19 protein-coding genes and 1 tRNA gene are annotated in these 20,029 nt (G+C 71.2%); 8 read left to right on the forward strand and 12 right to left on the reverse strand.

Going from position 1 to position 20,029, the window contains the following annotated elements; genetic code table 11:
* Position 1 precedes the first annotated feature (1 nt).
* A complete protein-coding gene (gene mnmA, locus DEJ09_RS08570) occupies positions 2 to 1,108 on the reverse strand; it encodes a tRNA 2-thiouridine(34) synthase MnmA (RefSeq protein WP_031259645.1) in 1,107 nt (368 codons plus the stop codon).
* Positions 1,109 to 1,164: 56 nt separating this feature from the next.
* Here mnmA and DEJ09_RS08575 point away from each other — a divergent pair, with 56 nt between their 5' ends.
* From DEJ09_RS08575 to DEJ09_RS08585, 3 genes are all read left to right on the forward strand, one after another.
* Positions 1,165 to 2,472, forward strand: coding sequence for an MFS transporter (locus DEJ09_RS08575; protein WP_111088198.1), 1,308 nt, complete (start codon positions 1,165 to 1,167; stop codon positions 2,470 to 2,472).
* Positions 2,473 to 2,646: 174 nt separating this feature from the next.
* A tRNA-Leu gene (locus DEJ09_RS08580) sits at positions 2,647 to 2,727 on the forward strand.
* Positions 2,728 to 2,871: 144 nt separating this feature from the next.
* Entirely contained in the window at positions 2,872 to 3,579 is a 708-nt protein-coding gene (locus DEJ09_RS08585) for a DedA family protein (protein WP_111088199.1), read from the forward strand.
* An 88-nt stretch (positions 3,580 to 3,667) separates the two neighbouring features.
* Here the strand turns inward: DEJ09_RS08585 and rdgB are convergent, their stop codons facing one another.
* From rdgB to murI, 3 genes are read right to left on the reverse strand one after another with little or no spacing between them, the layout of a single operon-like run.
* Entirely contained in the window at positions 3,668 to 4,261 is a 594-nt protein-coding gene (rdgB, locus tag DEJ09_RS08590; protein ID WP_027464602.1) for an RdgB/HAM1 family non-canonical purine NTP pyrophosphatase, read from the reverse strand.
* Positions 4,258 to 4,995, reverse strand: coding sequence for a ribonuclease PH (gene rph / locus DEJ09_RS08595; RefSeq protein ID WP_027464601.1), 738 nt, complete (start codon positions 4,993 to 4,995; stop codon positions 4,258 to 4,260). The genes rdgB and rph overlap by 4 nt, the downstream gene beginning before the upstream one ends.
* Positions 4,992 to 5,837 carry a glutamate racemase gene (murI, locus tag DEJ09_RS08600; protein ID WP_027464600.1) on the reverse strand — a complete coding sequence of 282 codons (846 nt, stop codon included), beginning with the start codon at positions 5,835 to 5,837 and terminating at the stop codon, positions 4,992 to 4,994. The genes rph and murI overlap by 4 nt, the downstream gene beginning before the upstream one ends.
* Positions 5,838 to 5,948: 111 nt before the next feature.
* Between murI and DEJ09_RS08605 the strand changes: the two genes are divergently transcribed.
* Positions 5,949 to 7,238: a nicotinate phosphoribosyltransferase gene (locus tag DEJ09_RS08605; protein ID WP_111088200.1), complete on the forward strand. Its 1,290-nt coding sequence runs from the start codon at positions 5,949 to 5,951 to the stop codon at positions 7,236 to 7,238.
* A 156-nt stretch (positions 7,239 to 7,394) separates the two neighbouring features.
* Here the strand turns inward: DEJ09_RS08605 and DEJ09_RS08610 are convergent, their stop codons facing one another.
* The 3 genes from DEJ09_RS08610 to DEJ09_RS08620 form a co-directional block, all read right to left on the reverse strand.
* A complete protein-coding gene (locus DEJ09_RS08610; RefSeq protein WP_111033217.1) occupies positions 7,395 to 7,655 on the reverse strand; it encodes a DUF3039 domain-containing protein in 261 nt (86 codons plus the stop codon).
* Between the two features lie 129 nt (positions 7,656 to 7,784).
* The gene (locus DEJ09_RS08615) at positions 7,785 to 9,356 is read right to left on the reverse strand and encodes an ABC transporter permease (RefSeq protein WP_111088201.1); all 1,572 of its coding nucleotides are present in this window, start codon (positions 9,354 to 9,356) and stop codon (positions 7,785 to 7,787) included.
* Positions 9,332 to 10,621 carry an ABC transporter ATP-binding protein gene (locus DEJ09_RS08620; protein ID WP_246552106.1) on the reverse strand — a complete coding sequence of 430 codons (1,290 nt, stop codon included), beginning with the start codon at positions 10,619 to 10,621 and terminating at the stop codon, positions 9,332 to 9,334. Before DEJ09_RS08620 ends, DEJ09_RS08615 begins: the two co-directional genes overlap by 25 nt.
* Positions 10,622 to 10,918: 297 nt before the next feature.
* Between DEJ09_RS08620 and DEJ09_RS08625 the strand changes: the two genes are divergently transcribed.
* The 4 genes from DEJ09_RS08625 to DEJ09_RS08640 all read left to right on the forward strand — a co-directional run bounded on the left by DEJ09_RS08625 (position 10,919) and on the right by DEJ09_RS08640 (position 13,672).
* Complete coding sequence (locus tag DEJ09_RS08625) at positions 10,919 to 11,614, forward strand: NTP transferase domain-containing protein (protein ID WP_110862735.1); 696 nt, start codon at positions 10,919 to 10,921, stop codon at positions 11,612 to 11,614.
* A 44-nt stretch (positions 11,615 to 11,658) separates the two neighbouring features.
* Positions 11,659 to 12,483, forward strand: a complete 825-nt coding sequence (locus DEJ09_RS08630) for an ABC transporter permease (protein ID WP_375537953.1) — start codon at positions 11,659 to 11,661, stop codon at positions 12,481 to 12,483.
* Positions 12,483 to 13,253, forward strand: a complete 771-nt coding sequence (locus DEJ09_RS08635; protein ID WP_111029535.1) for an ABC transporter ATP-binding protein — start codon at positions 12,483 to 12,485, stop codon at positions 13,251 to 13,253. Before DEJ09_RS08630 ends, DEJ09_RS08635 begins: the two co-directional genes overlap by 1 nt.
* A 116-nt stretch (positions 13,254 to 13,369) precedes the next feature.
* A complete protein-coding gene (locus tag DEJ09_RS08640) occupies positions 13,370 to 13,672 on the forward strand; it encodes a hypothetical protein (protein WP_071405447.1) in 303 nt (100 codons plus the stop codon).
* A 47-nt stretch (positions 13,673 to 13,719) separates the two neighbouring features.
* On the opposite strand, the gene DEJ09_RS08645 is transcribed toward DEJ09_RS08640, so the two are convergent.
* From DEJ09_RS08645 to DEJ09_RS08665, 5 genes are all read right to left on the reverse strand, one after another.
* Positions 13,720 to 14,952, reverse strand: coding sequence for a CDP-glycerol glycerophosphotransferase family protein (locus DEJ09_RS08645; RefSeq protein WP_111088203.1), 1,233 nt, complete (start codon positions 14,950 to 14,952; stop codon positions 13,720 to 13,722).
* 42 nt (positions 14,953 to 14,994) lie between these two features.
* Positions 14,995 to 15,870: a glycosyltransferase family 2 protein gene (locus DEJ09_RS08650; protein WP_111088257.1), complete on the reverse strand. Its 876-nt coding sequence runs from the start codon at positions 15,868 to 15,870 to the stop codon at positions 14,995 to 14,997.
* A 44-nt stretch (positions 15,871 to 15,914) separates the two neighbouring features.
* Positions 15,915 to 16,736, reverse strand: coding sequence for a CDP-alcohol phosphatidyltransferase family protein (locus DEJ09_RS08655; protein ID WP_110864465.1), 822 nt, complete (start codon positions 16,734 to 16,736; stop codon positions 15,915 to 15,917).
* Between the two features lie 4 nt (positions 16,737 to 16,740).
* On the reverse strand, positions 16,741 to 17,784 hold the full coding sequence (locus tag DEJ09_RS08660) for a glycosyltransferase family 2 protein (protein ID WP_071405450.1): 1,044 nt from the start codon (positions 17,782 to 17,784) through the stop codon (positions 16,741 to 16,743).
* A gap of 182 nt (positions 17,785 to 17,966) precedes the next feature.
* Positions 17,967 to 19,931, reverse strand: a complete 1,965-nt coding sequence (locus DEJ09_RS08665; RefSeq protein WP_258373836.1) for a S1C family serine protease — start codon at positions 19,929 to 19,931, stop codon at positions 17,967 to 17,969.
* Between the last annotated feature and the right edge of the window lie 98 nt (positions 19,932 to 20,029).

The following is a 20,029-nucleotide window of genomic DNA, read 5'->3' on the forward strand; positions in this document are numbered from 1 at the left end:
TTCAGGCGTCGACGGGGACGGCGCTGACCGTGGTGTCGATCGTGCACTGGCCGAGCACCCGCGTGCCGACGTAGACCACAGCCGTCTGGCCGGGAGCGACCCCGTGCAGCGGCTCGTCGACGTCGATCACGAGCACGTCGTCCTGCACGCGGGCCGTCGCGGGCACCGGGTCGGCGTGCGCGCGGATCTGCACGTCGCAGGCAAAGGGCGTCGCCGGGTCGGCCGGGGCCGTGCCCGCCCAGGTGAACCGCGAGCCGGACATCGAGGTGACGGCGAGGGCCTCCTTCGGGCCGACGACGACGGTGTTGTCCTTCGGGCGGATCTCGAGCACGAACCGGGGCTTGCCGTCCGGTGCCGGGCGCCCGAGGGCCAGGCCGCGGCGCTGTCCGACGGTGTAGCCGGTGGCGCCCTCGTGCGAGCCGACGACCGTGCCGTCACGCTCGACGACCTCGCCGGGCGCGGTGCCGACGCGGTCCGCCAGCCAGCCGCGGGTGTCGCCGTCCGGGATGAAGCAGATGTCGTAGGAGTCCGGCTTCTGGGCGACCGTCAGCCCGCGCTCGGCGGCCTCGGCCCGGACCTCGTCCTTCGACGGCGTCGCGCCGAGCGGGAACATCGCGTGCTGCAGCTGCTCGGCGGTCAGGACGCCGAGCACGTACGACTGGTCCTTCGCCCACGCGGCCGACCGGTGCAGCTCGCGGGAGCCGTCCGGACCGGTGACGATCGACGCGTAGTGCCCGGTCGCGACGGCGTCGAAGCCCAGGGCCAGTGCCTTCTCGAGCAGCGCCGCGAACTTGATCCGCTCGTTGCAGCGCATGCAGGGGTTCGGGGTGCGGCCGGCCTGGTACTCGGCCACGAAGTCGTCGACGACGTCCTCCTTGAACCGGGCCGAGAAGTCCCACACGTAGTACGGGATCCCGAGGGCCGACGCGGCGCGCTGGGCGTCCATCGAGTCCTCGATGGTGCAGCACCCGCGGCTGCCGGTGCGCAGGGTGCCGGGCATCCGGCTCAGGGCCAGGTGCACACCCACCACGTCGTGGCCGGCGTCGACCGCCCGGGCTGCGGCCACCGCCGAGTCGACACCACCGCTCATCGCCGCAAGAACACGCATGCCTCCAGGGTAACCCGCCGACGAAGCGGTACCGCTGGCGTACCGTTGGTCGGGCGATGGCCACGACGGGGAACGACTCATTCGACTTCCGGTCCGTCCTGCTGTCCGGGTTCCTGCCGGCCGCGCTCTTCGCGATCGGCGAGGGCGCGATCATCCCGATCATCCCGATCGCGGCCGACTCGCTCGGTGCCAGCCTGGCGTTCGCGGGCTTCGTCGCCTCACTCATCCTGGTCGGGGAGCTCATCGGCGACGTGCCGTCCGGCATCGTCGTCGCCCGCATCGGCGAGCGGAACGCCATGATCGGCGCCGCGCTGGTGTCGGTGGTCGGGCTCGTCGTCGCCACGACGGCCGCGAACGCCTGGGTCCTGGCACTCGGGGTGTTCCTGGTCGGCGTCTCCACCGCGGTGTTCGCCCTCGCCCGGCACGCCTACATGACCACCGCGATCCCCCTGCGGATCCGGGCCCGGGCGCTGTCGAGCCTGGGCGGCGTCTTCCGCTTCGGCTACTTCGTCGGCCCGTTCATCGCCGCCGGCGTCATCCACCTGACCGGGACCACCAGCAGCGCCTTCTGGATCCACGTCGTCTGCTGCCTGGCGGCGGCGACCGTGCTCCTGGTGCTGCGCGACCCCGCGACGGGCACACGCGGTCTGCGGTTGCCGCCACGGGCCTCCCGGCTGTCGGCCGACCACGCGACGGACGCAAGCGACCACGCGACCGAACCGCCCGCCGACACCGGCGCGCAGTTCGTCCAGCAGGAGGCGCAGGGGCTCTTCCGCACCATCCGCGCGAACGGGGCGGTCCTGCTGCGGCTCGGCAGCGGCGCCGGCCTGATCGGTGCGATGCGCGCCGGGCGGCAGGTGATCCTGCCGCTCTGGGCGGTGAGCGTCGGCCTCGACGACTCGACCGCGGCACTCGTGATCGGCATCGCCGGAGCCGTCGACTTCGCGCTGTTCTACACGAGCGGGCAGATCATGGACCGGTGGGGACGCCTCGCGAGCGCCCTGCCCTGCATGCTCGGCCTGAGCATCAGCTACTTCCTGCTCGCCTGGAGCGGCCACCTGGACGCACGGGTCGGCTGGTTCGTCGCGATCGCGATGGGCATGTCCCTGGCCAACGGGGTCGGCTCCGGCATCCTCATGACGCTCGGCGCGGACCTCGCACCGCGCGACGCCCCGGCACCGTTCCTGGGGGCCTGGCGGTTCACCGGCGACTTCGGGTCGGCGGCCGCACCGCTCCTCATCTCCGGCGTGACCGCCGTCGCGTCCATCGCCGTCGCGAGCGGGGTGATGGGCGTGCTCGGCCTGGTCGGCGCGGGCATCCTGCTCCGGTACGTGCCCCGGTACCTGCCGCGCCCGCTGCGCTGACGCGCTGCTGCGCTGGCGCACCGTGCGAGGTTCCGTACTCGGTGGCACTCGGCCCACCCCGCACCACGTCCGGTTCCTCGCACCGGGTCGCGGACCGCGCACGGTGCGTCCCACGGCCTGGAGGCCCGGCGCACGTCCGCCCCGCACCCCGCGCTCGGTAGACTGCCGCTGCTCGCGGGAGTGGTGGAATCGGTAGACACGCAGGATTTAGGTTCCTGTGCCCCAGGCGTGAGGGTTCGAGTCCCTCCTTCCGCACCGAGTCCCTCCTGGCGCACCGTTGCGGTCATCCGCACGCCTCGTGCAGGTCAACCCTGCGAGGGATGGCCCGGTCACTTCCGGGCGGTACCCTCATCCCGCGGGAGTCCTCCCCGTGACTCCCGCTCCACGACCGGAAGAACCATGCACTCCGTCGCACTCGCCCTGATCCCGTGGCTCGATCCGCAGTACATCCTCGACCACTTCGGGGCCATCGCCGTGCTCGTGGTCTGCGCGATCGTGTTCGCCGAGACCGGTCTGCTCATCGGCTTCATCTTCCCCGGCGACAGCCTGCTGGTCATCACCGGCCTGTTCGCCTTCGACCGCGGTGGCGAGATCGGTGGCATCCCGATCTGGGTCGCAGCGCTGATGATCGGCGCCGCCGCGTTCCTCGGCGGCGAGCTGGGGTACTACATCGGCAAGAAGGCCGGGCCCCCGATCTTCGAACGCAAGGACAGCGGGCTCTTCTCGAAGGCGAACGTCGAGCGTACCAACGCGTTCTTCCACCGCTTCGGCCCCCTGGCCGTGATCCTGGCGCGCTTCGTGCCGGTCGTCCGCACCTTCGCCCCGATCGCGGCGGGCGTCGGCCGGATGGACTACAAGAAGTACTCGCTCTACAACGCGATCGGGGCCGTGGTCTGGGGCGTCGGCGTGACGTTCCTCGGGTACTTCATCGGGCACATCCCGTTCGTGGCGCACATCGTCCGCGAGTACATCGACATCATCCTGCTCGCCGCGGTCGTCGTGACCGTCGTACCGATGGCGCTGACGTACCTGCGCAACGCCCGCAAGGCGAAGCACACGAACGAGGCCGAGGCCGCCACGGCCCCGACCGTCGACCCGACGCTCTAGCGCCCTGCACAACCAAAGTCGCCCCGGACCACGCGATCACGTGGTTCGGGGCGACTTCGGTTGTGCGGAACGGAACGAGCGGCGGCGCTCAGACGCCGAAGTGCTCCCGCACGATCGGTGCGATCCCGCGGAACGCCTTGCTGCGGTGCGACAGGGCGTTCTTCTCGTCGCGGGTCAGCTCCGCCGACGAGCGGTCGGCGTCGTCCGGCCGGAACACCGGGTCGTAGCCGTGCCCGCCGTCACCGACGGGCTCGGTCAGCACCTCGCCGTTCCAGACGGCCTCGACGACGTGCTCCTGACCGTCGGGCGTCACGAAGGCCGCTGCGCACACGAACGCGGCGGTCCGCTCGACGACGCCCTGCAGGTTCGTGAGCAGCAGCGCGATGTTGTCCGCGTCCGAGCGGGTACCGGCGTAGCGGGCCGAGTGGATGCCCGGTGCCCCGCCGAGGGCGTCGACGGCGATCCCGGAGTCGTCGGCGAGCGCCGGCAGCCCCGTGTGCGCGACGGCGGCACGCGCCTTGATCAGGGCGTTCGCGGCGTAGCTGTCGCCGTCCTCGACCGGCTCGGGGCCGTCGTACCCGACGAGTTCGACACCCTCGCCCAGCGCCGACCCGAGGATCTCACGCAGTTCGACGACCTTGCCCTGGTTGTGGGTGGCCAGCACCACCTCGCGGGACGTCACGCCAGACCCAGGACCGAACGCTGAATCGCCGCGAGCGACTGGTTGCCGGCCAGGCCGAGGTCGAGCAGGACGTTCAGCTCGTCACGGTCGAACGGCGCGTGCTCGGCGGTGCCCTGCACCTCGATGAACTTGCCCGACCCCGTCGTGACGATGTTCATGTCGGTGTCCGCAGCGGAGTCCTCGGTGTAGGCCAGGTCGAGCATCGGCTCCCCCTTGACGATGCCGACCGAGATCGCCTGCACGCTGTCGGTGAGCGGGGTGGCCTTCTTCGCGATGAAGCCCTTGGCGCGGCCCCACTCGATCGCGTCGGCCATCGCCACGTACGCGCCCGTGATCGACGCCGTGCGGGTACCACCGTCGGCCTGCAGCACGTCGCAGTCGATGACGAGGGTGTTCTCGCCCAGGGCCTTCGTGTCGACGACGGCGCGGAGCGAACGACCGATGAGGCGGGAGATCTCGTGGGTGCGGCCGCCGACCTTGCCCTTGATGGACTCGCGCTGCATGCGCTCGTTCGTCGACCGCGGCAGCATCGAGTACTCGGCGGTGACCCAGCCGGTGCCCTTGCCTGCGAGCCAGCGGGGCACGCCGTTGGTGAACGACGCGGTGCAGAGCACCTTGGTGTTGCCGAAGGAGATGAGCGCGCTGCCCTCGGCCTGCGTGCTCCACCCCCGCTCGATGGTGACGGGACGGTGGTCGGTGGCGGTGCGGCCGTCGACGCGGAGGTTGTCGGTCATGGGGTCCTTTCGGTGCGGGGCAGCGTGATGGCCCCCGTCTGGAGGTGGCCGACGCTCGAGACCTCGGGACCGAGGAAGCGCCGGGCGAGCCGGATGAAGCCGTTCTTGTCATCGCCCGTCGCCTCGAACGAGTACGTCGGGGCGGTGGTCGCGGTGCGCTCGAGCCCGTGCTCCACGAGCCGGCGGTAGACGTCGTTCGCGGTCTCCTCGGCGCTGGAGACGAGCGTGACCTCCGGACCCATGACGAACTGGATCGCGGCGGACATGAGCGGGTAGTGGGTGCAGCCGAGCACGAGGGTGTCGACGTCGGCGGCACGGATCGGGTCGAGGTAGCCGGCCGCGATCTCGCGCAGCGACGGCGACGAGGTGTCCCCGGCCTCGACGAACTCGACGAACCGGGGGCACGCGGCTGTGGTCAGCGTGACGTCGGCGGCGACCGCGAAGGCGTCCTCGTAGGCGCGCGACGCGATGGTGCCGACGGTGCCGATGACCCCGATGCGGCCCGTTCGGGTCTGCTTGACGGCGGCGCGGGCCGCGGGCTGGATGACCTCGACGACGGGGATGCCGTACGCCTGCTCGTACCGTTCGCGGGCGTCGCGGAGCACGGCGGACGAGGCAGTGTTGCACGCGATCACCAGGGCCTTCACGCCCTGCTCGACCAGGTCGTCCATGACCTCGAGCGCGTAGCGGCGGACGTCGGCGATGGGCTTCGGGCCGTAGGGCGAGTGCACGGTGTCGCCGACGTACCGGATGCTCTCGCGCGGGAGCTGGTCGATGATGGCGCGGGCCACGGTGAGGCCGCCGACCCCGCTGTCGAAGACTCCGATCGGTGCATCCGTCACGGCACCAGCGTACCGACGCAGGCCGACCAGCACCGACGCACGCGCGCCACGCAGGCCGGGCGCACGGGGTGCTCCGGGCCTCCCCACCGGTACGTCACTAGTGTCGGAGACGTGACCAGCGCGCTCCTCACCGACCAGTACGAGCTCACCATGGTGGACGCCGCCCTGAAGGACGGCACCGCCGACCGCCGATGCGTCTTCGAGGTGTTCGCCCGGCGGCTGCCGGACGGCCGCCGCTACGGCGTCGCGGCCGGGCTCGGACGCTTCCTCACCGCCCTCGGCGACTTCCGCTTCGGCGACGAGGAGATCGGGTTCCTGCGCGACCGCGGTGTCATCGACGCCGGCACCGCCTCGTGGCTCGCCGACTACCGGTTCAGCGGTGACGTCCGCGCCTACCGGGAGGGCGAGGTCTACTTCCCGAACTCCCCCATCCTGCAGATCGAGGGCACCTTCGCCGAGGCCGTCGTGCTCGAGACCCTCGCCCTGAGCATCTTCAACGCGGACTCCGCGATCGCCTCGGCTGCCGCCCGGATGGTGTCCGCCGCCGACGGCCGCCCGCTCGCCGAGATGGGCTCCCGCCGCACCGGCGAGTGGAACGCCGTCGCCGCCGCTCGTGCCGCCTACGTCGCCGGCTTCGGTGCAACGAGCAACCTCGAGGCCGGGCGCACCTGGGGCATCCCCACGATGGGCACCGCCGCGCACGCCTTCACGCTGCTGCACGACTCCGAGGAGCAGGCGTTCCGGTCGCAGCTCGACGCGCTCGGCAGCGGCACGACCCTGCTCGTCGACACCTACGACATCGAGGCCGCGGTCGAGACGGCCGTCCGGCTCACCGACGGCAAGCTCGGCGGCGTCCGGATCGACAGCGGTGACCTGCCGTCCGTCGTCGCCGCCGTGCGTGCGCAGCTCGACCGCCTCGGCGCGACGGGAACGAAGATCACGGTGACGAACGACCTCGACGAGTACACGATCGCCGCGCTCCGAGCCGCCCCGGTCGACTCGTACGGCGTCGGCACCTCGGTCGTCTCCGGCTCGGGGCACCCGGCCGCCGGCATGGTGTTCAAGCTCGTCGCGCACCGGGACGCGGACGGCGGCGACTGGGTCCCCGTCGCCAAGAAGTCGGCCGACAAGGCGTCGATCGGGGGCCGGAAGGAGGCGGGCCGACGACTCCGCAACGGCGTCGCCACCGCCGAGATCGTGCTCACCGGTGCGCAGGTCGGCCCGGACGAGCGGCCGCTGCTGGTCCCCGTGGTCACCGGCGGCGAGGTCGACCCGGCGTTCCTCGGCACGCAGGGCGTCGAGGCCGCACGCGCGCACCACAAGCGCGCGAAGGCGGAGCTGCCCGCAGACGCGTCGCGCATCGGGCGCGGCGACCCCGCCATCCCCACCCTGGTGATCTAGGGCACGCACGTCGCGCGTCGCGGCGCCGCTTCGTGAGCAGCAATGGTCGGGTCTGCGTGACGGACCCGACCATTGCTGCTCACGAAGCGACCTAAAGGCGGACGGGAGGCCCGTGGCGGCGTCGCCACGGGCCTCCCGTCCGTCTGCTGGTCGCGTCTACTCGGACTTCATCTTCTCGTAGATGGCCTTGCAGTCCGGGCAGACCGGGAACTTCTCCGGGTCGCGACCCGGGATCCACTTCTTGCCGCACAGGGCCTTGACCGGCTTGCCGGACAGCGCCGACTGCAGGATCTTGTCCTTCTTCACGTAGTGCGAGAACCGCTCGTGGTCACCGGGTTCGATCGCTTCGTCTTCGAGGAGCTTCTCGAGCTCCCGGTCCATCACGTCGAGGCCGCCGCCTGGTTCCGTCATGCTCATGGGTCCAGGGTACGACGGTCCGCCCTCGGGCGCGCCGCTCGTCCGCGCTGGGCGATCGTCGCGCGGAGTCGCTCGGTGCCCGATGCGCTGCGCCGCTCGTTGCGCTGTGCCGCTCGTTGCGCTGTGTCGCTAGTTGCGCTGTGCCGCGGCGAGCAGGTCGGGGCCGCGGCGGTCGAACAGGCGTCCGCCGGCGGAGACACCGATCACGAGCACGACGGCACCGACCCCGATGCCCACCAGGAGCGTCAGCACCGACCAGGGCTCCGGACCCTGCACGACGGCGAGCACCGCGAGACAGGCTGCGGGGACCGTGCAGAGCACGATGCCGATCACCATGGACGCCTGCGCGACCGTGGCGGTGACGCCGGCGGCCTGGGGCTGCTGGAACGGGTGGTCGCCCGGGCGCACCGTCGGGTAGGGCATGAGTACGGACAGGACGCTCGACAACCCGAGCCCGGACAGCAGCGCGCTCGCACTCACGCCGATGAGCAGCGGGAACGCCGACCAGTCTCCGAACAGCCGGGCGGACAGCGCGGCCCCGGCGACGATCGCGGGCGCCCCCACGACCAGCACGGGCACGACACGACCGAGCCGGTCGCTCCACCCGGGCGCACCCGAGGCGACGTGCAGCCACACGGCGGTGTTGTCGTACGAGACGTCGTTGTGCGGCAGGAACCCGGCGATCAACGCCATCAGCGGGAGCGGCACGAGCGCGGTCCACTGCCACGGCACCCCGGCGACACCGAGCGGGATGACGACGATCGGCACGAGCAGGATGATCAGGTACGACGTGCGGTACCGCGGGTCGCGCACCCAGTAGGTGAGCGCCCGGGCAGCGACGGCCGACACCGGGGCCGAACCGAACCGGTCGAACCAGCCCAGGCCCTGGTAGCGGCGGGTGCGGGCGCGGTCGTCGACGGTCTCGAGCGCACGGCCGACGAGTGCCCACCACGCCCAGGCGAGGAGCGCGACGACGACGACCGCGACGAGGAGCTTCAGGACACCGGCGCCGACGTGGCCGCTCGCGACCTCGGCGGGCACGGCCCACGCGGCACCCCACGGGGTCCACCCGGCGACGTCCGCGACGCGCTGCATCTCAGCACCCTGCGGGTCGAGCCAGTCGACGCGCAGCAGCAGCGCCACCGTCGGGATCGAGAGCGCGATGATGACGAGCGCCACCAGCCACCCGGCGTCGCGGGAGCGGTCCGGCCCGATCAGCCGGGAGCCGACGGTGCAGCAGACCCGGATGAGGAGCGCGCACGTGGCGACGCCGAGCAGCCCACCGAGCACCGCGAGCAGCCCGAGACCGGGGTCACGGGCCCAGGCGACGACCTGGCCGACCGCGACGACGACCACACCGATCACCGGGATGCCGACGAGGCCGGCGACGACGAGTCCGATCGCCAGGCGACGGCGCTCGATGCCGAAGACCGCGAAGCGCCGAGGGTGGAGCTGGTCGCTCCGGCCGACGACGAGCGGCACGACCGTGAAGCCGAAGGTGATCAGGGTGCCGACGGGCACGATGACGGCACGCGCGACCTCCGGGTCGGCGTCACCGAGTGCGATGGTCTGCGCCGCGACGAACACGGCGGCGAGGAGCCCGGCGAGGCTCCCGAGCACGACGGCGACGGACCGGCGGGCGGTGCCGCGGACCTCGCCCGCGAGCAGGTCCGCCCTCAGCCGGAGAAGCTGTGCAACCATTCCATGCTCTCCGCGACGACACGACCGCCGGCGAGTTCGACGAACTTGTCCTCGAGGCTCTTGCGCCCGCGGACCTGGGCCATGGTGCCGGACGCCAGGACCTTACCGCCGACGATGATGGCGACCGAGTCACAGGTGCGCTGCACGAGCTCCATCGAGTGGCTGGACAGCACGACCGTGCCGCCGCCCCGGGTGTACCGGCGCAGGATGTCCGTGATCGTCGCCGCACTCACCGGGTCGACCGACTCGAACGGTTCGTCGAGCACGAGCACCCGCGGCGAGTGGATCAGGGTCGCGGCCAGGGCGATCTTCTTCGCCATGCCGACGGAGTAGTCGGCGACCTGGCGGCCCAGCGCCTCGCCCAGCCCGAAGGCCTCCGCGAGGTCGGCACTGCGCTTCCGGGCGGTGGCCCCGTCGAGCCCGCGGAGCGTGGCCGAGTAGTAGAGGAGCTGCGCGCCGGTCAGCCGGTCGAACAGGCGGAGCCGGTCCGGCAGCACACCGAGACTGCGCTTCGCCGCCGTCGGGTCGGCCCAGACGTCGTGGTCGAGCACCGTCACCGAGCCGGCGTCGGGGCGCAGCAGTCCGGTGATCATGGAGAGGGTCGTCGTCTTGCCGGCGCCGTTCGGGCCGACCACGCCGAAGATGGAGCCCTGCCGGATCTCGAGGTCGACCTCGTCGACGGCCAGGGTCTGCCCGTACCGCTTGACCAGGCCGCTCGCTGCGAGCACGACGGGCTGGAGCGTCTGCGGCTGCTTCGGGGCGGCGGTGCGGGGCGCACGCTTCTTCGCCGCGGGCGCGGCGGTGCTCGCCCGGTCGGCGACGTCCGTCGCCTCGTCCGCGTCGGTCGGGACGGGAGGCGCGGCGTCGGTCCGCGGGGCGGCCTTCGTCGGGCGCTTGGTGCGTCCCTTGCCGTTGCGCGCCTTCGCGGGGCGGGGCGCTGCGGCCGTCGCGTCGTCGGTGCGGTTGTCCGTCGTCGTGTCGTCTGTGCGGGTCTCGGTCGTCGCGTCGGTGCCCGTTGTCGCGTCGGTGCCGGTCGTCGCGTCGTCCGGGTTGGTCGCCGTCGTCGCGTCGGTGCGGACGGCCGTCCCGTCGGTCATCGCGTCATCAGTGGCGGCGTCGTCCGCATCAGTGTCCCCCGTGTCGTCGTCGGCTGCGTCGTCCTCAGCAGCCGCGGCGGTGTCCGCGTCGTCGGCGTCCCCCGCCTCGGTCATCCAGGCAGCGTCGGCCGTGGCGTACACGTCCTCGTTCTCTGCTCGCGCTGGCATCGACCCACCGTACCAACGCTCTCCGATCGTCGGGAACCGTCTCGGCCAGGGTCACGAATTGAGTACGAAGCACGCAGACCCGTACCCCGCGAGGGGGTGTTTCCGTATCATTCACCAGGGCACGAAGGAGTGTTCACCACTTGGAAACCTGCTCCAGCAGGCGATCCCGGCAGCCTCCTCGCTGCGACGACCACGTCGACGCGACCGGTTCTCGGGCAACTCGGACGTTGGAAGCGCAGACTCGACGAGGCCCGCCCGTACCCCAGGGTGCGCGGGCGGACACCAGAAGGGACCAGCATGACCACGCAGATCGTGATCCTCGCAGCGGGGATGGGCAGCCGTCTCGGCCGCAGCCTGCCGAAGCCGCTCACGGAGCTCAGTGACGGCCGCACCATCATGCAGCAGCAGTTCGACAACATCCGCGCCGCGTTCGGTTCGAGCGCCCGCGTGACCATCGTCGTCGGCTACAAGTCGGAGCACATCGTCGAGGCGTTCCCCGACGCGAACTTCGTCTACAACGAGTCCTACGACTCCACCAACACCTCGAAGAGCCTGCTGCGTGCCCTCAAGGCGACCGGCAAGAGCGGTGTCCTCTGGATGAACGGCGACGTGGTCTTCGACCCGATGGCGCTCGTCCGTGCGGCCGACATGATCGACGAGGGCCGTTCCTTCGTCAGCGTCAACACCGACAAGGTCTCCGACGAAGAGGTCAAGTACACCGTCGACGCCGAGGGCTTCATCCACAAGCTCTCCAAGCAGGTCGTCGGGGGTCTCGGCGAAGCCGTCGGCATCAACTACGTCTCCGCCGCCGACAAGCAGGCCCTCATCCGCCAGCTCGGGCGCGTCGACGACCAGGAGTACTTCGAGGGCGGCATCGAGGCTGCCATCGCCGAGGACGGGCTACGCTGGACGCCGATCGACATCTCCGACCTGTACGCGGTCGAGATCGACTTCGCCGAGGACCTCGAGCGCGCGAACAACCTGTTCGCCTGAACCACCGTCAGGACCCCCTCGGCGGTTCCGCCCGGAGGGAAACCGTGACCACAGCGAGTGCGCCGACCGCGCCCGTGGCTCCCGTACCCGCGAAGGCCCGGAGCGCCGGTCGGCGCTATCGTCAGGCCCTGTGGTTGCTGACCGTCCGCGACCTCCGGGTCCGCTACTCGACGTCGGCGCTCGGCTACGTGTGGTCGATCCTCGACCCGCTCGTGATGTCGGGGATCTACTGGTTCGTCTTCACGCAGGTCTTCCACCGCGGCTCGGTCGGTGAGGATCCGTACATCGTGTTCCTGCTGTCCGCGCTGCTGCCGTGGATGTGGTTCACCGGCGGCGTCTCGGACTCCACCCGGGCGTTCATCAAGGAATCGAAGCTCATCCGCTCGACCACCATCCCCCGCACCATCTGGGTGGCACGGATCATCGCGTCGAAGGGCATCGAGTTCCTGCTGAGCCTGCCGGTCCTGGCGGCCTTCGCGATCGCGACGGGTGCCCACCTGCACTGGCAGGTCGTGTTCTTCCCGCTGGCGATCGTGCTGCAGTGCGCGCTGGTCTACGGCCTGGGCCTCATCGTCGCCCCGCTGGTGGTCTTCTTCCGCGACCTCGAGCGCGCCACCAAGCTCGTGCTGCGGTTCCTGTTCTACGCGTCCCCGATCATCTACGGCACGCACGCGCTGCCCTCCGCCCTGCGCGACATCGCCGCGATCAACCCGCTCACGGGCATCTTCGGCATGTACCGCGCGGCGTTCTTCCCCGGCCAGCTCGACTGGCTCGAGGTCGGCGCCTCGGTGGTCGTGACCGGCATCGTCCTGGTGATCGGGTTCGCGGTGTTCCGCCGCAGCGAGCACCGCGTGCTGAAGGAGCTGTGATGACCGCGACCGACCAGACCAGTCGCACCGAGACCGTCGCACCGGTCATCTCGGTGCGCGACGCCGGCATCTGCTTCAAGCGCAACCGTCGCGCGAGCCGGAACTTCAAGGACCTGTTCGCCGGACGCGGGCGCCGCAAGCGTGCCGATGAGTTCTGGGCGCTCCGCAACGTGTCGTTCGACGTCCGCCCGGGCGAGGCGATCGGCGTCGTGGGACGGAACGGCCAGGGCAAGTCGACCCTGCTGAAGCTCGTGGCCCAGGTCATGCTGCCCGACGAGGGCCGCGTCGACGTGGGTGCCGGTGTCGCCCCCCTCATCGAGATCACCGGTGGCTTCGTCGGGGACCTCACGGTGCGCGACAACGTGTACCTGACGGCGGGTCTGCACGGCATGTCGCGGGCCGAGATCCGCGACGCCTTCGACGAGATCATCGACTTCGCCGAGATCGCCGACTTCGTGGACACCCCCTACAAGCACCTGTCGAGCGGCATGAAGGTCCGTATCGCGTTCGCGGTGATCTCGCGGCTCGACGAACCGGTCATCCTGGTCGACGAGGTGCTGGCGGTGGGCGACAAGGCCTTCCGCGAGAAGTGCTACAAGCGGATCGAGCAGCTCCTGGCCGGCGGCCGGACGCTGTTCTTCGTCTCGCACAGCGACAAGGACCTCCGCCGCTTCTGCGACCGGGGGCTGTACCTCGACAAGGGTCGTCTGCAGCTCGACGGCACCATCGAGGCCGCGCTGGCCCGGTACGCGGCCGACTACGGCTCCTGACCGGCCGGGGTACTCCCCCTGCACCAACACCGGTATCGCTGGCTCCCTCCACAGCCCCGGTCCTCGTGAGCGCCCCCGGGGTCCCGCCGTCGGACCCTCCCCCTAACGTTCCACCCATGCACCACCCACCAACCGCGTACGCCGTCCCGTTCGCCGTCGACCGATCGCACGCACCGCGTCGGTACGACCTCGTCAACACCGGCCCCGAGCCGGTCGACGGGCTCTCCCTCACCCATCTGGGCAACGGCTACTGCCCGCCGCTCGCGGTGCGCCGCCTCGACCCGGGCAGGTCGTTGTCGCTGGCGGTGTTCGGCGCCGACCCCGAGGACACGGGGGTCGTCATCGTGCGGTGGCGTCGGCCCGACCGGTCCGAGTACCTCTGGCGGATGTCACTCGTCGGGCCGGGGCTCCAGCCGTGACCCTGCGCCGACCTGCGCCACGGAGCACCCGGGGTGACGATCGGCCGTCAGCGCCCGTCGCGTTCGGCCGCGACGGTCTGCCACCGCTCGAGCAGCCACTCCACGGCCTCGTGGAACCGCTCCGTGGCGGCACCCGGGGTCGTGTCGCCGAAGTACCGTGCGACCCAGTGCTGCAGGCGCGCGAGCTCCTCGGCGTCGCTCGCGGCCGCGTCGACACGGGCGAGCACCGACGGAGCATCGGCCGCGGTCAGCCAGTTCGCGTCGCTCAGGTAGCCCCGCTCGTCGACGTCGGCCTCCGGCGAGACCGGCCGCGTGACGATGAGGGGCTTGCCGACCGCCAGCCGGTCGTAGATCATCGCGCTGATGTCCGTGATCGCGACGTCAGCGTCCGCCAGCTGCCAGCCGAGGTCACCGCCGTCGTCGTACAGGTGGTGCGCGGCGGGATCGGCGGCGTTGGCCGCGCTGATCGCCGCCACGATGCGCTCGTGCGCCGCGCGGTACGCCGGGTCGAGCACACCACTGCGCGGGTGCGGGCGGTAGACCAGGCGGTGGCGGGGCGATGCCAGCACCTGCTCGGCGATGACCGTGCCGTGCGACGCGATCGACCCGTACGCTGCGGCACCGCGGTCGCCCTCCCACGTCGGGGCGTAGAGCACGACGGTCCGGTCGTCGTCCGGGTACGGGGCCGCTCCGGCGAAGTGGTCGGCCTGCGGGCGTCCGATCGCGATGGTCCGGGCGTCCAGGTCGTAGTCCCACAGCGCCTCGGCCAGACGATCGCGTGCTGCGTCCCCCGCGATCAGGGCGTAGTCGTACGCCTTGAACTGGTTCGTGGTCATGTACATCTTGTCGCTCTCGCCGTGGTTGACGAAGACGTGCCACATCCGCCCGTACCGCATCATCTGGAAGTTGCGGGCGTTCTGGTTGACGTACAGCACCACCTTCGGCGCCTGGGTGTCGACGAAGTGCTCGAGGTCGACCACCTGCCGGGCGTAGACCGCGGGCACGGGCGACTCGTCGAGCAGGGTCAGCATGGTGCCCGGACTCCGCGAGACGATCGCCACCGGGTGCGTCTTCGCGAGTTCGGCCAGCGGCGCGTACCACTGGCGCACCTGGTACATGTTGACCGGACCGTCGGCGAAGTACACGGCGATCTCGACCGAACCGGGCGTCGGCTTCGGCGCGGACGGCAGTCGCTGTGCGAGCTGCCGCCGGCTCCGGCGCGACGTCAGGAGTCGCTCGACGAGCCGCAGTGCGGTCCGCAGGTCGCTGATGATCGACATGGTCGTTCTCCGGGTCTGCTCGGGCGGTACGGGGCGGGCGGGTCAGACGACCGGCGGCCGCCCTGCGATGGTCATCCGTGCGACTGTGAGCCAGCCCATCGGGCGGACCGGACCGCAGTCGGTCGTCCATCCTTCACGGATCCCACCGAACCAGGTGGCCAGTCGGCGGGGGTGACGCGACCAGCGCGCGATCTGGATCGCGGCCCACGACCCCACGTACAGCGGTCGCAGCACCGCCGGCAGGTTGCGTCGAGCGAGCCACACCCGGTTCCGGGCGTTCAACCGGTAGTACTCGGTGTGCCGCGCCGGGTCGATCGCGGGGTGGTGCGCGACGAGGTCCCCGGCGTACCAGGTCCGACGGCCGGCGTCCCAGACGCGCCAGGCGAGCTCGATGCCCTCGTGGGCGTAGAAGTACTCGGCACCCCAGCCGCCGACGGCCCGGTACACGTCCATCGGCAGCACGACGGCGCCTTCCCAGACCGAGAAGACCGGCGACGAGTGATCCGGCTCGCCCTTCCGGATCCGCGGGACCCACCGGCGGGGGTTCGCGGCGCCCGTGGGGTCGACGACCCGTGGCTGCACGAGGCCGAGCGACGGATCGTGCTCGAACACCGCGATCGCGTCGCGCAGGAACGTCGGCGACGGCACCCACGCATCGTCGTCGAGGAAGAACACGTAGTCGCCGTCGACGACCTCGGCCCCGGCGTTGCGCCCGGCCGGGATCCCGACGTTCTCGGGCAGGGCCAGCGCCCGAACGCCGTCCGGCAGCCCGGTCGGCGCCCAGCCGTTGCCGACGCAGACGACGTCGAGCTCGACGTCCTGCTGCGCGAGCACGCTGTCCAGCCCGCGGCGCAGGTCGTCCGGCCGGGTGCCCTGCGACAGGCTCACGACGGCGACGCGCGGTCGTCCGCGGCGCACCACCGCGTGGCGGCGCAGCGTTCCGGGCACGGTCGTGTCCTCGGTCACGCCTTGACCCGCTTCGAGGCGATGATCGCCAGGAAGTGCCCGACCGTCGCGAGCACCGCGAGCGGCAACAGCGCACCGACCAGAATCCGGCTGGCGAGCGGGTCGCCGATCACCAGGGCGAGCAGGGCGAAGACGAACGCGAGCATGCTCAGCTCGACCGAGTGGTACAGGCGGTGGAACGGCAGGAACTTCGCCAGACGGCGGAGCGAGGCGAGCTTCCGACCCGACGGCGCGGTGGAGGCGTCCCGCCGGTCGACGAGCTTGTCGAGCCCGGCGTTCGCGCGGGCCACGTGCACCATGTCGTTGAGGGCCTTGTTCAGCACGATGACCAGTCCGAGTGCGCAGCCGATCGTGGTCCACATCCAGTCGGCGTCGTGGATCGGCCAGGTGGCTGCCCGGATGCCGAGCGCGACCGGGATCAGGCCCTCGGTCGTGTAGTGCCCCACCTTGTCGAGGAACACCCCGGCGGGCGACTTGGTGCCGCGCCACCGGGCGACCTCGCCGTCGGAGCAGTCGACGAGCATCTGCAGCTGGCCGAGCACGAGCGCCAGCGCGGCGCCCCAGATGCCGGGGATGAGGAGGGCGGCAGCGACGCTCCAGCCCACCAGGATCATCAGGCCGGTGACCTGGTTCGCGCTGACACGGGTCTTCAGGAGCACCCAGGTCAGGTACGGCGAGACGTCGCGCAGGTACAGCGAGGCCGTCCAGTGCTCGGCGTTGGCGCGGGCACGGACCTCGTCCGGCTGGGCGACGGCCCGGAGCTCGGCGATCGAGGTCGGCCGTGCGGATCCGCGGCCGGTCGTGGGCTGGTCGGTCATTCGGTCACCGTCCCGTGTGGGTGGTCAGCTCGGACGTGCGGGTCAGGAACCCGATGATGAACCCGAGCCCCCAGCCCACGTGGATGCAGGGCAGCACGACGAGCAGCCAGAGGAGCGTCGGCAGCCCGGAGCGGCGCGCCACGGCGATCGACCCCAGGACGACGAAGAGCAGGTAGACGACGGGCACCACGAACCCGAGCAGCGCCCAGGCGAGCGGGGTACCGAGCACGGCGCCGACGATGCCGACGAGCCCGGCGACGATGCCCAGTGCCATCGCCGCCACCATGGCCGGCGGCACGAAGTAGCGCAGGCCGTTGTTGGCCGGGAACCGACGGGCGAGCTCGCCGCGCCAGAGCCCGGTGGCGACGAACTGCCGCACCAGGCGCTTCAGGCTCGGCCGCGGGCGGTACGTGACGACGAGTTCCGGCGTGAACCAGACGGTCCCGCCGGTCTGGCGCAGCCGCCGGTTGAGTTCCCAGTCCTGTCCGCGCTTGATGCCCTCGTCGAAGAGTCCGACGTCGAACAGCCGCTCGCGTCGGAACACGCCGAGGTAGGCGGTCTCGGCCGGGCCCGCGGTGCCGCCGACGTGGTGCGGGGTGCCACCGAGCCCGACACGGCTGCCGTAGGCCAGGGCGACGGCCCGCTCGAAGGGGGTCCGGCCCTCGGCGCGCATGATGCCGCCGACGTTGTCCGCACCGGACTCGAGGAGCGTGTGCACCGCGATCCGCGTGTAGTCGGTCGGCAGGACCGAGTGCGCGTCGACCCGGATGACGACGGGGTGCACGGACGCACGGATCGCGACGTTCAGCCCGGCGGGCGTCGACCCGACGGGGTTGTCGATCGCGCGGATCCGGGGGTCGGCAGCGCTCATCTCGGCGACGAGCTCGTTCGTGCCGTCGATCGACGGCCCGAGCGCGAGGATGACCTCGAACGGGCCCGTGTAGTCCTGGTCGAGCAGGCTGCCGACGGCGGCCCGGACCTCGGTGACCTCGTTGAGCACGGGCATCACGTACGAGACGCCCGGCAGGGGCTGTCCGTCTGACTGCATGCGTACCTCGGGGTGCTGGCTGGCGGCACGGGACGCACCGGGGCGGTGCCGCCCCGCAGAGCGACCATGAGCCTATCAAGAGGCCGAACCGCCCACCTGCGTCGGCGCGGGACGCGCCGCGTGACGGACTGGAGGCCCGGCGCACGTCGTGCCCCGGGCCTCCTGTCCGTCGTGTGGTGGCGTCAGCCCTTGCTGTCGAACGTCCCCAGCTTCACGTCGGCCTGGCGGGTCTGGCCGTCCCGGACGTAGCTGATCGTCGTCGAGGCGCCGCCCGCGAAGAAGCGCACCTGCGCGGTCAGGTCGGTGGCGTCGGAGACCGACGCCGAACCGATCTTCGTGACGACGTCGCCCTTCTGCAGACCGGCCTTCGCCGCGGCACCGCCGTTGGACACCGACTTGATGAGGGCGCCGACCTGGGTGGCGCTGGCGTCCTCGGTGGCGTCGCCGACCGTTGCGCCGAGGAGCCCGTGGGTCGCCGACCCGTTGTCCTTGATCTCGTTCGCGACCCGCTTGACCAGGTTAGCCGGGATCGAGAAGCCGACGCCGATGCTGCCGGCGGCCGACTCCGACGACGACGAGCTGCCGGCCGAGGCGATGGCCACGTTGATGCCGATCAGTCGGCCCTTCGAGTCGAGCAGCGCACCGCCGGAGTTGCCCGGGTTGATCGATGCGTCGGTCTGGATGACCGGGAGCGAGACGGTGGTGTTCGCGGACGAGCTGCTGCCGTTGTCACCGTTGCCCCAGAAGTCGAAGGGACCCGAGCCGCCGTTGCCGCCCTCGTTCGAGTCGCCGCCCTCACTGGGGGCGCTCGAGGTGACCTGGATGCTGCGGTTCAGCGTCGAGACGATGCCGTCGGTGACGGTGTTCGACAGGCCCAGGGGCGCGCCGATCGCGACCGCGGTGTCGCCCACGTTGAGCTTGGACGAGTCCGCGAACTCCATCGGCTTGAGGTCGGTCGCATCGATCTTGATGACCGCGAGGTCGACCGTCGGGTCGGTACCGATCAGCTTGCCCGCGTAGATCTTGCCGTTCGAGGTCGTGACGGTGATCCGGCCGTTCGAGCTGTCGCCGTCGAGGGTGACCACGTGGGTGTTCGTGACGATGTAGCCGTCCTTGCTCATCACCACGCCGGAACCGGTGCCGGCCTCGTTGCTCGCGGACACGTTGATCGTGACGACGGACGGGGTCGCCTGTGCCGCGACGGCGGTGACCACGGTAGCGGAGTCGTAGTCGTTGACGGTCAGGTTGCCGCCCTGCGACGAACCGGAGGACACCACGCTGCCACCGTCGTTGGTCGCCGACGAGGCGAGCCATCCGGCGCCGCCACCCACGAGCCCAGCAACGACTACGCCGGCGATGATCGGCAGGAGCAGCTTGTTGCGGCCCGAGCGGTCCTTCGTCGTCGTGGTCGCGGCTGCGCCGGAGGCGTCGTCGCTGAAGTAGTGGCCGTTGCGCTGGTTCGCGCCGTCGACGTCGCCGAAGGCGCTCGTGGCCGACTGCGGGGCCTGCGCGGACGCGTTCGCGTACTCGGAGGACGAGCTCGGAGCGGTCGAGGACGTCGGCTGGGCGTACTCGCCGTAGCGGGGGCGTTCGCCGCCCGGTTGGCCGTACTGGGACTGCTGGCCGTACGGGTTCTGGGGCTGCTGGCCGTACTGGGACTGCTGGCCGTACGGGTTCTGGGGCTGCTGGCCGTACTGGCTCTGCTGGCCGTACGGGTTCTGGGGCTGCTGGCCGTACTGGCTCTGCTGGCCGTACGGGTTCTGGGCCTGCGGCGTCTGCTGGCCGTACTGCGAGGGCTGGCCGTACGGGTTCTGGCTCTGCTGGGGCTGCTGGCCGTACGGCGACGTCTGCTGGCCGTAGCCGCCCTGCTGCGCACCCGAGGAGTCGCCGGAGACGGCGGGGTACGGCGCGGTGTAGCGGTCGGTCGGGTGGTCCGTCGACGACCGGATCACGTCCGTGTGGTCCGGGGTCGTCTCGTCGTGCTGGTTCTGGTTCGGGCGAGGGGTCTCGTCCGGCTGGTCGGAGTCGTTCGGCATCGACGTGTTCCCTCTCGTGGCCGCTGCTGCGGCGTCCTCACTGGCGGCAGGCGGAGCCGCATCGTCCGGACGGCGGTCGTCGCCCTGCCCGCTGGGCGTGGTGTCGGTCATGCTGGACGTGCTCCTTTCAAGCTCGTGCAGTCTGTCGCAAGCACCTGAGCGGTCCTTCTGGCGAGGCTGCGAGCCACCCCTGGCGATCTTATGCGTGC

This window comes from Curtobacterium sp. MCLR17_055, from assembly GCF_003234305.1.
Classification (GTDB): Bacteria; Actinomycetota; Actinomycetes; order Actinomycetales; family Microbacteriaceae; genus Curtobacterium; species Curtobacterium flaccumfaciens.